Source organism: Marinilactibacillus piezotolerans, from assembly GCF_900169305.1.
Lineage (GTDB): Bacteria > Bacillota > Bacilli > Lactobacillales > Carnobacteriaceae_A > Marinilactibacillus > Marinilactibacillus piezotolerans_A.
The window spans coordinates 548,333-562,418 of sequence record NZ_FWDP01000004.1 but is presented as its reverse complement, the minus strand read 5'-3'; the positions used below and the strand labels follow the sequence as shown (position 1 = coordinate 562,418).

The 14,086-nt window shown below is 39.0% G+C and carries 14 protein-coding genes; all 14 read left to right on the top strand.

The features are described from left to right. The first annotated feature begins 12 nt into the window (after positions 1 to 12). The 14 genes from pilM to B6F02_RS06540 all read left to right on the top strand — a co-directional run bounded on the left by pilM (position 13) and on the right by B6F02_RS06540 (position 13,911). Complete coding sequence (gene pilM / locus B6F02_RS06605; protein ID WP_080146571.1) at positions 13 to 1,053, top strand: type IV pilus biogenesis protein PilM; 1,041 nt, start codon at positions 13 to 15, stop codon at positions 1,051 to 1,053. After that, positions 1,046 to 1,594 carry a PilN domain-containing protein gene (locus tag B6F02_RS06600; RefSeq protein WP_080146570.1) on the top strand — a complete coding sequence of 183 codons (549 nt, stop codon included), beginning with the start codon at positions 1,046 to 1,048 and terminating at the stop codon, positions 1,592 to 1,594. The genes pilM and B6F02_RS06600 overlap by 8 nt, the downstream gene beginning before the upstream one ends. Next, on the top strand, positions 1,584 to 2,168 hold the full coding sequence (locus B6F02_RS06595; protein ID WP_080146569.1) for a hypothetical protein: 585 nt from the start codon (positions 1,584 to 1,586) through the stop codon (positions 2,166 to 2,168). Before B6F02_RS06600 ends, B6F02_RS06595 begins: the two co-directional genes overlap by 11 nt. A gap of 154 nt (positions 2,169 to 2,322) precedes the next feature. Further along, positions 2,323 to 3,588 (top strand): tetratricopeptide repeat protein, encoded by a 1,266-nt coding sequence (locus tag B6F02_RS06590; RefSeq protein WP_080146568.1) that lies wholly within the window; start codon positions 2,323 to 2,325, stop codon positions 3,586 to 3,588. Positions 3,589 to 3,655: 67 nt separating this feature from the next. Then, on the top strand, positions 3,656 to 4,225 hold the full coding sequence (locus B6F02_RS06585; RefSeq protein WP_080146567.1) for a ReoY family proteolytic degradation factor: 570 nt from the start codon (positions 3,656 to 3,658) through the stop codon (positions 4,223 to 4,225). A gap of 108 nt (positions 4,226 to 4,333) precedes the next feature. Next, on the top strand, positions 4,334 to 4,654 hold the full coding sequence (locus B6F02_RS06580) for a nucleotide pyrophosphohydrolase (RefSeq protein ID WP_080146566.1): 321 nt from the start codon (positions 4,334 to 4,336) through the stop codon (positions 4,652 to 4,654). Positions 4,655 to 4,730: 76 nt separating this feature from the next. Then, positions 4,731 to 5,939 carry a CCA tRNA nucleotidyltransferase gene (locus tag B6F02_RS06575; protein ID WP_080147394.1) on the top strand — a complete coding sequence of 403 codons (1,209 nt, stop codon included), beginning with the start codon at positions 4,731 to 4,733 and terminating at the stop codon, positions 5,937 to 5,939. A gap of 36 nt (positions 5,940 to 5,975) precedes the next feature. Beyond that, entirely contained in the window at positions 5,976 to 8,789 is a 2,814-nt protein-coding gene (locus B6F02_RS06570; RefSeq protein ID WP_080146565.1) for a helicase C-terminal domain-containing protein, read from the top strand. Between the two features lie 74 nt (positions 8,790 to 8,863). After that, positions 8,864 to 9,337: a cell wall elongation regulator TseB-like domain-containing protein gene (locus B6F02_RS06565; RefSeq protein WP_080146564.1), complete on the top strand. Its 474-nt coding sequence runs from the start codon at positions 8,864 to 8,866 to the stop codon at positions 9,335 to 9,337. A gap of 50 nt (positions 9,338 to 9,387) precedes the next feature. Continuing rightward, the gene (gene asnS / locus B6F02_RS06560; RefSeq protein WP_080146563.1) at positions 9,388 to 10,683 is read left to right on the top strand and encodes an asparagine--tRNA ligase; all 1,296 of its coding nucleotides are present in this window, start codon (positions 9,388 to 9,390) and stop codon (positions 10,681 to 10,683) included. Between the two features lie 49 nt (positions 10,684 to 10,732). Then, positions 10,733 to 11,446 carry a DnaD domain-containing protein gene (locus B6F02_RS06555; protein ID WP_080146562.1) on the top strand — a complete coding sequence of 238 codons (714 nt, stop codon included), beginning with the start codon at positions 10,733 to 10,735 and terminating at the stop codon, positions 11,444 to 11,446. Between the two features lie 66 nt (positions 11,447 to 11,512). After that, entirely contained in the window at positions 11,513 to 12,139 is a 627-nt protein-coding gene (gene nth, locus B6F02_RS06550; protein ID WP_080147393.1) for an endonuclease III, read from the top strand. Between the two features lie 176 nt (positions 12,140 to 12,315). Continuing rightward, positions 12,316 to 13,587: an aminotransferase class I/II-fold pyridoxal phosphate-dependent enzyme gene (locus tag B6F02_RS06545; protein ID WP_080146561.1), complete on the top strand. Its 1,272-nt coding sequence runs from the start codon at positions 12,316 to 12,318 to the stop codon at positions 13,585 to 13,587. A 3-nt stretch (positions 13,588 to 13,590) separates the two neighbouring features. Continuing rightward, a complete protein-coding gene (locus tag B6F02_RS06540) occupies positions 13,591 to 13,911 on the top strand; it encodes a YtxH domain-containing protein (protein ID WP_080146560.1) in 321 nt (106 codons plus the stop codon). Positions 13,912 to 14,086: the final 175 nt, after the last annotated feature.

Below are 14,086 nucleotides of genomic sequence, written 5' to 3'. Positions count from 1 at the left end.
TGGAGGAAAATCATGTTATTCAATACTAAACCAGAGCTTTTTATACAATTCAGAGACAACAGCATACTCTATATGATTTATGATAGACAGAAAAATCAAGTGTTGGAACAAGAACAGCTCGTTTTAGATCTTCCTGTACTGATCGAAGGCAGATTGACGAATGAAACGCTGGTTCAAAAGCGTTTGGAGCTTTTGATTCAGGAGAAAAAACTGAAAAAAGCTAAAACTTATTTTATCTTACCAGATTACTTTACGATGATCAGAAAAGAAAAAATTCCGATTCAACTGGATGAAACAGAGATAAAAGCTTATTTGGATCTCCATATCAATGGATCGATTCGTCTTCCTTTCGATTCTCCTAAAGTGGATTTTCAAGTAATTGATCGCTCAGAGGAGCACCAGACGATTTTACTGACGGCTTATCCTAAGGATCAGATCGCAGCTTTTCAAAAGCTTTTAGAAGATGCTCAATTGCAGCCGGTAGTGGCTGATTTTTCCTACTTGAGTGTATATCGTACATTTAAGACTTTGCAGGCTGAATATCTTTCTCCTGATAAGCATACACTGATGATTCAGTGGCATCCTTTTGATAGCTCAATGACTGTTTTTCATAAGGATGTCCCTCAATTTAATCGGCACACAAATTTCCCAAGAGTAGCTCAAAGCTGGGAACAGAGTAAAGCTGGGCAGTGGAAGTGGACAGGAACAGAACAAGAATTGTCTATAGTGCTGGAAGACCAGATCAACGCAATTGAACGATTTTTAGACTTTTATAAATACTCCGTTATGAATGGCGAGACCATGGTTACTCAGATCTTGTTATCCGGAAGTTATCCAGACTTAGAAACTCTCTATCAAAAACTAGCGGAGAGAATTGATCTGGCAATTGTTCAATTAATTTTGCCGGAACAGACAGCTCAAACTTTTGCACCTCTATACGGTTTGCAATCAAAAGAGCCAAAAGCAAAGCCAAAAAAGATCTCAAAACGCAAACAGCAATCTGTTAAAGCAGAAAAGCAGCCAGTGGAGGAGGCAAGTACAGTTCATGATTAATATTAACTTTTTTGAAAAAAAGCAGGTTAATCAACTGCCGTACGTCATACTAACTGGATTTGTTGTCTTTTCAGTCATTCTGCTGGTCTATCTGTTTGGTGCCAATCAGTATTATGCTTTAAAAGATCAAAGCAATATGCAGCAGATTGAAAGCCAACTGTCAGAAGTACAGGAAGCAAGGCAATTAGAATTGCTTCAAACTCAAATTACTGAGGCAGAGTTGATCCAGCAGCAAATACAGGAGAATCGACATAGCATACCTTATCTTATTGAAGATATCCATAGGTATTTGCCAGATAGCTCCGAACACATAACAGCGTTTAACTTTACTAGTGAATTTGAGCTGATTATCGCGCTGCAAAACTTGTCTTATAATGAAATCACTGAACTGATTGAAGCCTTGAACGGAATCGATTACGTTTCTTCAGCTAGATTAATGTCACTGACAAAGCCGACAGAAGCTGGCGATGTTTATCTATCAGAGATCAGCATTCGGTTAAGCGAAGCAGCTTTAAGAGAGGAAGAATCAAATGAACTTTAAGTGGACGAGAGAATCCATTCTGATTTTGATTCTGGCGCTCGCTGTCCTGCTCGGCGGTTTCTATTACGCTCAGCAGCTTATGATTTCTCCTGCGCAGGAAGCTGAAGCGGGCTCGTCTAGAATTTTGTCTGATCAGCAGGAACTGCTTGAAAAGATCGAAGGTATGGAAGCTTCTCAGCAATCATTAGAAACAAATTTAGAAGTACTTCATGAGACAATTCCAGTATCCAGTGATCCAAGTGCATGGATGGCAAAGTTAAAAGAACTCGCTGATCAACATCAGATGGAAATCGTATTACTGACAAATACAGAAGCGGTGTCGAGTAATACTGTTGAGTCAATTGAAAATACAGCTATTGCAACGTATCAGTTGGAACTTGAATATAATGAAGTTGCTCAATTGAACCAGTTGATTACAGACTTATACGCGCTGCAGCAACTAACAGATATTCAATCTGTTTTTTATGAAGCGGGTCAGTCTATGGCCTTTAAAGCTGCATTAACAATTCAAACGTATCATCAATCAAATGGTTTAGAGACAGAAGTGGTCAATCAAACAGAAGATTCAGAATAGCCGGTTAAGCGTCTTTTTAAAGGCGCTTTTTCTCTGAAAAGATTAAAAATAAAAAGCATGCATGACGAACCAGTCCTAATGTGATAAGATGTGTGAGTATTTAATCCGAAAGCACAATATATTGAAGAACGGATCTAGACGAGGAGGAGCGTAAATGTCTTATGCTCAAAAAATGATCGATGCTCTGCAAAATGAACAGCTAACAGAGGCGGAGCACTATTTGAGTGCATCCATTGAAAATGATTCATTGGACGATCTTTATCAATTAAGCGACACGCTTTACCAGTTAGGGTTTCATGAAGAGACCAAAAAAGTATTAACTTATTTATTAAGTCAGACGGATGACGACGAGATAAGAGTGAATATGGCGGAAATCGCAATAGAAGAAGGGAATGAGCTTGAAGCAATCGACTGGCTGCAAGCCATCCAGAAAGATAGTCCTGTATATCCGCAGGCACTGCTGGTGTCAGCTGATTATTATCAAACGCTGGACCTGCCGGAAGTCTCAGAACAGAAGTTGTTAGAAGCACAATCAATATTAGAAAAGGAACCAGTCATATTATTTGCCTTAGCTGAATTACACTTTACAATGGGGAAGTATGCTCAAGCGATACGTGAATACGAGGAGCTGCTTACGAATGGCGAAGAAACAATGGCAGGTATCCACTTAGTCACTCGACTAGGCAGTGCTTATAGTGCCCTCGGTGACTGGGAAAATGCAATTGGCTATTTAGAAGAAGCGGTAGAAGTGGACGATCAGGTCGATACATTATTCCAATTGGGATTCACTTACTTTCAGAAAAAAGAGTTTCAGCGGTCAAATGAAAGCTTCTTTAAAGTAAAAGAAATGGACCATTCGTATACTTCGGTTTATCCATACCTTGCTAAAGGACTGGACGAAGAAAATCAATTGGAAAAAGCAGCAGAAGTTGTGGAAGAAGGACTGCTTCAGGATAAGACCAATTATCAGCTTTATCTGATTGGAGCAGAAGTAGAAATCAAAAGAGAACAGGAAGACAAAGCTGAATCGTATTACCAAAGCGCGTTAGCATTGGATCCGGAGAATGAAACCATATCATTGCAGTATACAAACTTCTTGTTGTATCAAGAACGCTATGAAGAAACGGTTGATTGGATACAGCAAGCATTAACAGAATTGGATGCAGATCCTCAATTTTACTGGAATCTGGCCATTGCTCAAAACGAATTAGAAGAATTTGATGCAGCTGGTAAAGCTTATCAAAAAGCTTATCCGTATTTTGACACTAATCCAGAGTTCTTGAAACAGTATTTTTTCTTTTTAAGAGAAGAAGGTCAGTTAGAAGCTTCAAGACAAATCGGCAGACAATATCTTGAGATTCGAAACGATGATTTGGAAATTCAAGAAATTTTAAACAATGAAGACTTAGATTTCGAGTGATTTTTGTTATAATCATATAGAGGGGTACTTGATTTTATAGGAGACTTTACTTGAGGAGGGATCTCAGATGAACGATCGAGTGCAGTTGAAAGAGAAAAAGCAGTTTCTGAAATGGTTTCTGCAACGATACCAGATGAAACGTCGAGAATCCATGTGGATTTTAAATTATCTGCTGAATCATGATATTGTTTTGAATAAAGCCAAGTTTGTTGAAAGTGTAGAGAAAACTCCAAGAGGTATTCGGATGTCAGCGGTTGGAACAGATACTGAAGCGTTCAAATTTTATAAAGATGGACACGCTTTTGACAATCCCGAACAAGCTTTCCATGAGGTTCGGCTGAATTGGCATACTGATTTATATATAGAGCTCATATTTTCTGATGCTTGGATGTCTTCAGAATACGTATCTGTTTTAGAAGATAATCCATTTGCGAGCTGGAATGATTCTATTTCTCAGGAGTTAAGCCAGGAAGTGAACACGGCGATTGATCAGTTCCAACTTCAGGAAAGAAAGAATGAAGTCACCAGAGAAATTGATGAAGCTTTGGAAGCGGACAATAAAGTCCGTTTCTTTGAATTAACAAACGAACTGAAAGCACTTGAAGACCAATTGAGTGACGGTTTGCCGCACTCTTAAGCACAATAATAAGTACAATAATTGGAGTTGGAGAGTCAGAGTACAACACTCGTGATGTACTCTGTCACTCTTGCTTTTTTTACATAATTTGAAGTGAGGCATACAACTATGACAGATATGAAAGAGATGCAGCGGTCGGTCGACGATTACATTTCCCAATTCAAAACTGGTTATTTCTCACCGCTAGGACAGATGGCTAGATTGACCGAAGAAGTCGGAGAGCTCGCACGGGAAATTAATCATCATCACGGTGAAAAGCCGAAGAAAAAAGAAGAAGGCGAAAAAGCCGTTGAAGAAGAATTAGGAGATGTTCTATTTGTCATCATCAGCCTGGCCAATTCACTGGACATCGATTTGTCCGAAGCTTTTTCAATCGTTATGGAGAAATTCAACACTAGAGATCGAGATCGATTCGAACGAAAAGAATGAGACGAGCTTTAGGTGTTAAAAAAGGAGAGAACAGGTAAGACACGCTCAACAATCAGCTGTGCGCTGCCTATCAACCATGGAAAACAAGATACTTTTAAATAAACCATTCCAAGCTGCTGCTCCCGTTTTAGATAAGCTGATCGCTGCTGGATACGAGGCTTACTTTGTAGGCGGAAGTGTGCGAGATGTTCTGCTTGGCAAAGCAGTCAATGACGTGGATATTGCAACTAGCGCCTTTCCCAGTGAAGTGAAAGAAATTTTTCCAAAGACAATCGATGTAGGAATCGAACATGGCACAGTCATGGTGCTTTTAGACGGACAGTCTTACGAAATCACTACATTCAGGACCGAATCTGCGTATCAAGATTTCAGACGTCCAGATTCGGTTACTTTTGTGCGCTCATTAAAAGAAGATTTAAAGAGAAGAGATTTTACTATCAACGCTCTTGCTTTAAGTCGGAATGGTGACATCCATGACTATTTCAAAGGTCAAGAAGATCTTGAAAATCGGCTGATCAAAGCAGTCGGCACGGCGGATGAGCGATTCCAAGAAGATGCACTTCGAATGATGCGAGCTGCCAGATTTGCTTCACAGCTCGGCTTCTCAATAGAAGAAAAAACAACTGAAGCTCTAAAAAATCATGCTCCGCTGCTGCAGCATATTGCAATTGAACGAATCCAGATCGAATTTATCAAAATGATGCTTGGAAACTATCGCTATAAAGGACTCAAGCATTTCATAAAGACAGGATTATACAAATACTGTCCTGGTATGGATAAAGCTGCTTTGGAACAGATAGCATCATTAGATGAACCCTTTGAAACTGAACGGCAAGTGTGGAGTACCTGTCTGCTGCTGGCTCGTGTACCGCTATCAGAAGCTCGTACGTTTCTACGATCTTGGAAGCTGTCTAACAAGCTGATCCAGGAAATCTTAACTGTTAATGAAACCGTTCGTCAAAGAACTGAACAGGAGATCGAAAAATGGACAGTTTATACAGTCGGTAAAGAACTTTCTATTGAAACAGAAAAGATACTAAATATTTTAGGTTATGCTTCAGATATCAATCAGGTAAAGGAAGTTTATGAGCAGTTGCCGATTTATTCAAAAAAAGACTTGGCTTTAACGGGGAATGAACTGATGAAGCTATCGGATAAGAAGCCGGGTAAATGGTTAGGTGATGTACTGGATCAAATAGAAAAAGCGGTCGTATATGAACAGTTAGAAAATGACCAGAAAGCTATTATTACTTGGATAAAGGAACATCAGTTAATCAATGAGTAAAGTAAAAATGCCTATATCTATAGAGAGGAGGTTATTATGAAAAAAGATCAAGTTTATGCCATTGTAGACATTGAGTCGACAGGCGGCAGTATCGGAACTGACCGGATGATACAATTTGCCTGTATTTTACTAGAAAACGGGAAAATTTTAGAATCTTTTGATACATTTGTGAATCCTTTAAAAGGATTACCTAAGAGAATACAAGAATTGACTGGGATCTCTCCAAGTGACTTGCATGGTGCACCTCTTTTTGAGGATCTGGCACCTTTGTTTCATTCTATGCTGGAAGATACGATATTTGTTGCCCATAATGTGGGCTTTGATTTTCAGTTTTTGAATGAGGAATTTGCAAGAGTCGGTCTTCCTAAATTGACGATTCCTGCTATTGATACAGTGGAATTGTCACAAGTCCTTTTTCCTTCTGCGAACAGTTTTGCATTGCAGGATATTGCGGAATGGCTGGGATATGACTTGGATAGACCGCATAATGCGCTTTTTGATGCTGAAGCTACTGCATTTTTACTGAACCAGCTGGATGATAAACTGCACACTCTGCCATTGACTACGGTTGAGACATTAACAAAACTTTCTGATTATTGTATTGCTGAAACCTATCTATTCTTTCAACATGCTTTAGAGGATATGAAAATGAATCCAACCGATTTAGATGAGTCGCTGATAATTGTAGAAGGAATTGCTTTGAAGAATCCAGAAGTGCGATCAAAAGTTTCTGAAAAGGGGTCTGTCACCTATCCTGAAGACTCTAAGGAAAAGCAGATGCTTTTGAATGATCATTACTTAGTTAGAACGACACAAGAAACAATGATGGATGCTGTTTATCAGTATTTTAAAGATAATTTACCCGAAAAAGGTCTAGCTATTGAGGCTCCACCTGGATCCGGAAAATCATTTGGCTATTTGCTGCCTTTGATTTTCTTGGCAAAACCAGAAGACCCAGTCGTTATCAGTACAAAAACGACAGTACTGCAAAGACAGATTATAGAAGAAACTTTAGATAAATTGGCTAAACTAGTCCCATTTGAGATAAATGCAGTATCCATCAAAGGAAAACAGCATTATCTATCATTAGCTCAATTCCATCAAAAGCTCTCTAATATCAGTACTGATGATATAGAAGCTCTGTTCAGTATGCGAATCTTAGTCTGGTTGACTGAAACACAAACAGGAGATCTAGACGAGTTGGGGATCGGCGGAAACAGTAGTCACGATTTTTGGTCTGAAATTCGCACTGGGTTAACCGACTTACCAGTTCGGACAATTGATCAATGGCGGCCGTTTGATTTTTACACAAGACTGGAAAAACAAATTAACGAAGCTGCTATATTAGTCACGAATCATGCTTATTTAGTTCATGATCTAAAAAAAGATCAACCGGTTTTTGCTCATGCAAGTAAGGTTGTCGTTGATGAAGCGCATTTTTTCCCAGATATTATCCAGGATGCTTCAACCGACTCCATCAGTTTTCAAGCATTTTCAGCAATATTTAAGCAGTTTGGGACGATCGAGAAAGAAGCTTCTATTATCGAGACGCTTCATCATTTGGCAGATAGGTCGATCATTAAGTCCTATCAATTAGAAGCAGTTGAATCCAATAAACAAGTTTTTGAATCAGAATGGCAGGAATTTATTGAACAATGGCTGATGGAACTTTCAATTAGAGAAGCCGATCTGACCAGAGTCATGAAGTGGAAAGAAGTTCCTATTGAATTATCTCAATTGCCATTGGCCGCAAAAAGGACATTAAAAGAACTAACACGGCTGGTTTTTGAAGTGATCTATATTGGGAATCATATTATAGAAGCAGGTTTAAAGGATGACAAAAGGCTTACCAGTATTGAGCGTTATAATCTTTTGCAGTTCAATGATTTACTGGCGGAACTCGCAGAACGTGCGCTGTTGTTGAAACAAGTTTTCTCACAGCAGGAATCTAAAGATTATGCCTGGGTCAGTTACTTTTCAAAAAATCCGTCAGGGACGTTGAGGTTTAACAGATCCAGTTCTTCGGTCAAAAAGCAGATATTAGAACTCCTTAAACAGTGGACGCATACATTGTTTACCAGCAGTACGCTTTCTTATAATCAGTCTATCGATTTTTTCCAAAACCAGCTTCAACTAGAACATTTAGAGCTGCTTAGTTTAGAGACGACATTTGATTATCCAAATCAAGTCAGAGTCTATGCACCGAACACACTGGTGGACATCCAGTCTGCTGCAACAGAAGCCTACGTTGAGTATCTGGCTGATGCTGTTGTTTCGCTAACCGCAGGAGTATCTGCTAATACGCTGATCCTTTTTCGTTCAATGGATACTTTGCAGCGCGTCTATCGAGTCGTGCAGAAGCATCCTTCCATGAAAGAAAAACTAGTGTTAGCTCAAAACGTTTCTGGGACAAAATCGAAATTATTGAAGCAATTCAAGAAGAACACAAGCGCTGTGCTGCTGGGAGCTGATACCTTCTGGGAAGGAATCGATTTGCCCGGAGATGCATTAAAAGTTGTCATCGTAACTCGCTTGCCATTTGATTCTCCAGAACTTCCTTCCGTAAAAAGGCGGCATATGGAAATGACAGCGGCTCGACAAAACCCGTTTGTAGAAGATACTTTGCCCAGAGCGGTACTAAGAATGAAACAGGGATTTGGCAGATTGATTCGCTCAAATCAGGATAAAGGGGTCTTTATTGTTTTAGATCCTCGTTTTATTGAATCTAGTTATGCTTCAGTATTTAAACAGATACTTCCAGACAATGTACCGATCGAACGGCGAGAGATTGAAGAGCTTACACATGAAATGAAAAACTTCTTGAGTGAAACTGACTTTACAACGAAATAGCAGCGGATATTTATTTCTATTCTTTTATTTGCTATACTGAGATAGGTGAAATTGAAGACTGCGAGGAAAAACCATTGAAAAAATTTTTTATAGGACTGGCTGTTTTCCTAGTAATGATAATATTGGGCTCAATTTTGTTGTATAGAAGATCAATTGGCATATACAACGAGTCACAAGAACAGTCTTACGCATATGCTTTAGAGGAAACACCTATCGTCGAGCCGACTGAATTTTATTGGTATAACGGAAATGAAACCTACTTTACTGTTATCGGAAAGTCTGAACAAGAAGAAACCTTAGTTGCTTTGATTAACCAAGGAACTGGTGAAGTCACCACTTTGCCTGCCGAGGGACTTTTATCTAAGCAAGAGGCTGTCCAGCTGACAAGAGAAGCACGTAATCCCGACAAGATCCTTGAAGCCAGAATAGGGATGCACAATGATGAACCAATCTGGGAAGTCAGTTATCGGAATGAAAATGGACGCTTGGGGTATTATGTTCTTTCTTTAGAAACTGGCGAATGGATCAGAACCATCGATAATATATAGCAGGTCAAACATTATATAAACTTAGAAAATGTAGATGAGGAGAACGAATAGTGGAAAACATCAGAATCATTGAAGCATCAAAATATGTAGGGGAGACAGTCAAGCTGGGGGCTTGGATCTCTAACAAACGTTCAAGCGGTAAAATTGCCTTTTTACAACTGCGTGACGGATCAGCTTATTTTCAAGGAGTCGTTGTAAAAAGCGATGTAGAGGAAAGTGTATTCAACCAAGCAAAAAACTTAACGCAGGAATCTTCTGTATGGATCACCGGAACGATCCAAGAAGATACACGTTCTAAATTCGGCTATGAAATTCATGTTCAAGATATTGAATTGATTGGTGAATCAAAAGATTACCCAATTACACCAAAAGAACATGGGACAGAATTCTTGATGGATCACCGTCATCTATGGCTTCGTTCTTCCAAACAGCATGCTATTATGCAAATTCGAAATGAAGTCATCCGTGCTACTTATGAGTTCTTCAATAAAGAAGGATTTATTAAAGTGGATCCGCCGATATTGACTGGAAATGCAGCAGAGGACACTACTGAGTTATTCCATACTCAATATTTTGAATATGATGCTTATCTTTCTCAAAGTGGACAATTGTATATGGAAGCAGCTGCTATGGCTTTAGGAAAAGTATTTTCTTTTGGACCAACATTTAGAGCTGAAAAATCTAAAACTCGCCGACACTTGATAGAGTTTTGGATGATCGAACCTGAAATGGCGTTTATGGATCAAGAAGAATCTTTAAAAGTTCAGGAATCCTATGTTGCCTATCTTGTACAAAACGTTTTAGATCATTGTGATGTGGCACTAGATGTTCTTGAACGAGATAAAGAACTATTGAAAAAATATACAGCTTTGCCTTATCCGCGTATTTCTTATGACGAAGCTGTTGAGTTATTACAGAAAAACGACTTTGACACTAAGTGGGGAGAAGACTTTGGTTCTCCAGAAGAAACCTTTATTGCTAACCAGTATGACCAACCAGTATTTATTTTAAATTATCCTAAAGCGATCAAACCATTTTACATGAAGCCTCATCCAGATCGTGATGACGTCGTTTTATGTGCGGATATGATTGCTCCTGAAGGATATGGCGAGATTATTGGCGGAAGTCAGCGTGAAGATGACTACGAAGCTTTAGAAGAGCAGTTGAAAAAACACAATCTGGAAGTGAAGGATTACGAATGGTATCTTGATTTACGTAAATATGGTAGTGTGCCGCATTCAGGATTTGGACTAGGTCTGGAAAGAACGATCACTTGGCTGTCCGGAACGGAACATATTCGTGAAGCTATTCCATTCCCGCGTCTATTAAACAGAATTTATCCATAGTCAGCTGCAGATTGATTACTGAACCATTTATATAGAAAGGGTGAAAACGTTGAACGAAGCGTTATTCAAAGAATGGTTAAAGTCGGGAAACGTAACGATCTCAACCCTTTTACTACAAACTTATAAACAGCTGGGTTTGACGAATGATGATCTGGTATTTCTGATTCAGTTGAAGTCTTTTGCTGATCAGGGAGAAGGATTTTCAAATATTCATATTATCGCTGAACGAATGAGAATTTCAAAAGAAGATGCCTTTAAACAAGTTCATCATTTGATCAACAAAAATGTTTTGACGATTGAGACGAAAACTGGCGATGACGGTAAATCAAAAGATGAATTCTCCTTTGAACTGCTTTGGGAAAAAGTGTTATTGTGTTTGAAACAGAATGAGCGTGAACAAGAGAAAGAAAATACTGAAATTCAAAGCAAAGAGTTGTATCAGCTCTTTGAAACAGAATTTGGTCGTCCGCTGTCTCCAATAGAGATTCAGACACTGAATATGTGGATCGATGATGATCAGTATAAACCAGAGTTGATTCAAATGGCTTTGAGAGAAGCTGTCTTAAGCCAGGTTTATAGTTTGAAATATATCGACCGGATCCTTTTAAGCTGGGAAAAGAAAAATATTCGCAGTAAAGACCAAGTTGAAAAAGAATCTCAGTCACATCGGCAGAAAAAAACAGACTTTCAAGATCAATCACAAAACAATCAGTCAGTAAAACCTGTACCGATGTATGACTGGCTGAAAGAGTTCAAAGATTAGTTCACTATAGTTGAAATTGACCTTTTACTGTATATAAAAGGAGTTTGTATGACAGAACAAGAGAAGTTGCTGAACAGTAAAGAAACACTGGCCTTAATCGAAGCAATGGGAAAACTGTTTCCAGAAGCAAAAGCAGAATTGCATTACAAAAATGCATTTGAATTGTTGATCGCTGTTATTTTGAGTGCTCAGACAACAGACGTAGGCGTCAATAGAGTAACTCCTGCATTATTTGAAGCTTATCCGAATCCTGAGAAACTAATGGCAGCACCGCTTGAGGATATTATGGACAAAATAAAGACGATCGGTTTATACCGGAACAAGTCGAAATATATCAAAAAATGTGCGCGTGCCTTAGTAGAACAATTTGGCGGAGAAGTTCCAACCACTCGTTCAGAGTTGGAAAGCTTACCGGGTGTGGGCAGAAAGACTGCGAACGTAGTCATGAGTGTAGCCTTTAATAAACCGGCGATTGCAGTGGATACTCATGTTGAACGACTAAGCAAAAAGTTCAATATCTGTTCTCAAAATGCAACTGTCAAACAAGTTGAAGAAGCTTTGATGGAGAAACTGCCAGAAGAAATCTGGGGAGTTGCTCACCACCGGCTGATTTTCTTTGGCAGATATCAGTGTCCTGCTCGAGCTCATGATCATGCATTATGTATTGAAAGAATAAAAGAAAATTTAACATGATTTAAAAAGGCAGAGTCGTTTTCTCTGTCTTTTTTATAAGGGAACAGATATAAAAAAGCAGCAGAGTTATGAGCAGTATTTCTTCATTTCAATTTAAGACCAGGTAAGCTATACTTTAAACATAATCTGTACCGTTTACATTTCAAAGTAAAAGGAAAACAGAAAGGAGCTTGTATATGGAAAGTGAATCATTAACTTCAAGATTGGAACAAGTCAGAGAAAGATATGCTGTTTATGAACAGCGTCCCTTTGCAATCAATATTGCCAGAGGAATCCCCTCTAGCAAGCAGTTAAAGCTTTCTGAACCGCTATTGGAAGCATTGGAATTGACGGATTGGTTGAGTGAAGATGAGCAGGATATCCGCAATTATGGCGGTTTATTAGGTATTAAAGAAGCCAGAATACTGTTTGGCGAATTGCTGGGAACGTCGGTAGACGAAACATTAGCAGCTGGAAATTCAAGTCTGCAGCTGATGTACAGTGTACTAGTCATGTTAATGTACACAGGCAAGAATAAATGGAGTCAAGAGGACGAAGTGAAATTCTTATGTCCCAGCCCTGGTTATGACCGTCATTGGGCTATGCTGGAACGGATGGGCATCGAGATGATTCCGGTTGAATTAACGGGAGAAGGTCCTGATATGGAAGTCGTTGAGAAAATTGTTTCTCAAGACCCGGCCATTAAAGGAATCTTCTGTATTCCTACTTACAGTAATCCAACTGGAGAAACCTATTCAGATGAAGTAGTGGAGCGGCTGGCACAAATGCATACCGCAGCAGAGGACTTTGTCATTTTATGGGATAATGCTTACGTCGTTCATCACTTAACTGAGCAGCATGAAGAAGCTTTAAATATTTTAGAGGCTTGTAAGGAAGCGGGATTCCCCAATCGACCGTTTATGTTTGTTTCTACATCAAAGATAACCTTTCCTGGCGCAGGCGTCTCTGCAGTAGGGGCTTCAGAAACCAATATCCTGCGTTTAGCAGAGGAATTAAGCAAGCAGATCATCAGTTTTGATAAACTGAATCAAAAACGCCATGTTTTGTTTTTAAAAGATAAATCAACAATACTATCCTTGATGGAAAAACATGCAGAGCTCCTGTCTCCCAAGTTTGAATGGATACAAGCTATATTTAGTGCTTACTTTGCTGGCGAGCGTGAAAATTTTGTTCAATGGACCGATCCAAAAGGAGGCTATTTTGTTCATTTAACGACTGCAAATGGGTGTGCAACCGAAATAGTGGACAAAATGAAGCAAATTGGCATACAATTAACACCAGCGAATGCTGCATATCCAAATGGTGTGAACCCTTTAGATAATAGTATCCGATTAGCGCCCAGCTATGCGGAACTCGACAAACTGGAAGTGGCTGTAGAAGCACTTTGTACGTGTATCGAGCTGGTTACATTAGAAAAGTATGGAGAAAATTTTATTGGAGGCGAATAGAGGATGTCAAAAGGTAGTTTTGGATTTGGAATATTAGTCGGTTCGATTGCAGGAGTGGCTTCTGCTTATCTTCTGGCTCAAAAATCAGGTGAAGCATTGCAGGGAGACCTGAAAGAGCAAGCAACGGATTCGAAAAATAAATTGATCTTAAAGTTAGATGAATTATTGGAAAATACTGAGCTCAAGTTGTCTGAACAAATGACTGATCAAGAGGTGTACAATCCGCCAGTTGATTATGTAGCCGAACCAGAAACGGTCAGCGCTCCGCCAGAACATACTGCACTGCAGGAGGATCCAATCGTAACACCAGAAGTAAAACGTTAAAGCAAAGACTAGTGAGCAGAAGAAAAGGGAAATCTATTCCATTTTTCTTCTGTTTTTTTTTGTTTATTTTCTCTATTTGATGTATAAAAAACCATTTTCCAATCCTATAACTGAATCTTTTACCAATTCGTTAATATGTTTGTTTTTCCTTCTAAAACTCTATATTATAGTGATT

Coding starts and splice junctions, on each gene's coding strand:
- pilM (WP_080146571.1), top strand. CDS start 13: ATGTTATTCAATACTAAACCAGAGCTTTTTATACAATTCAGAGACAAC.
- B6F02_RS06600 (WP_080146570.1), top strand. CDS start 1,046: ATGATTAATATTAACTTTTTTGAAAAAAAGCAGGTTAATCAACTGCCG.
- B6F02_RS06595 (WP_080146569.1), top strand. CDS start 1,584: ATGAACTTTAAGTGGACGAGAGAATCCATTCTGATTTTGATTCTGGCG.
- B6F02_RS06590 (WP_080146568.1), top strand. CDS start 2,323: ATGTCTTATGCTCAAAAAATGATCGATGCTCTGCAAAATGAACAGCTA.
- B6F02_RS06585 (WP_080146567.1), top strand. CDS start 3,656: ATGAACGATCGAGTGCAGTTGAAAGAGAAAAAGCAGTTTCTGAAATGG.
- B6F02_RS06580 (WP_080146566.1), top strand. CDS start 4,334: ATGACAGATATGAAAGAGATGCAGCGGTCGGTCGACGATTACATTTCC.
- B6F02_RS06575 (WP_080147394.1), top strand. CDS start 4,731: ATGGAAAACAAGATACTTTTAAATAAACCATTCCAAGCTGCTGCTCCC.
- B6F02_RS06570 (WP_080146565.1), top strand. CDS start 5,976: ATGAAAAAAGATCAAGTTTATGCCATTGTAGACATTGAGTCGACAGGC.
- B6F02_RS06545 (WP_080146561.1), top strand. CDS start 12,316: ATGGAAAGTGAATCATTAACTTCAAGATTGGAACAAGTCAGAGAAAGA.
- B6F02_RS06540 (WP_080146560.1), top strand. CDS start 13,591: ATGTCAAAAGGTAGTTTTGGATTTGGAATATTAGTCGGTTCGATTGCA.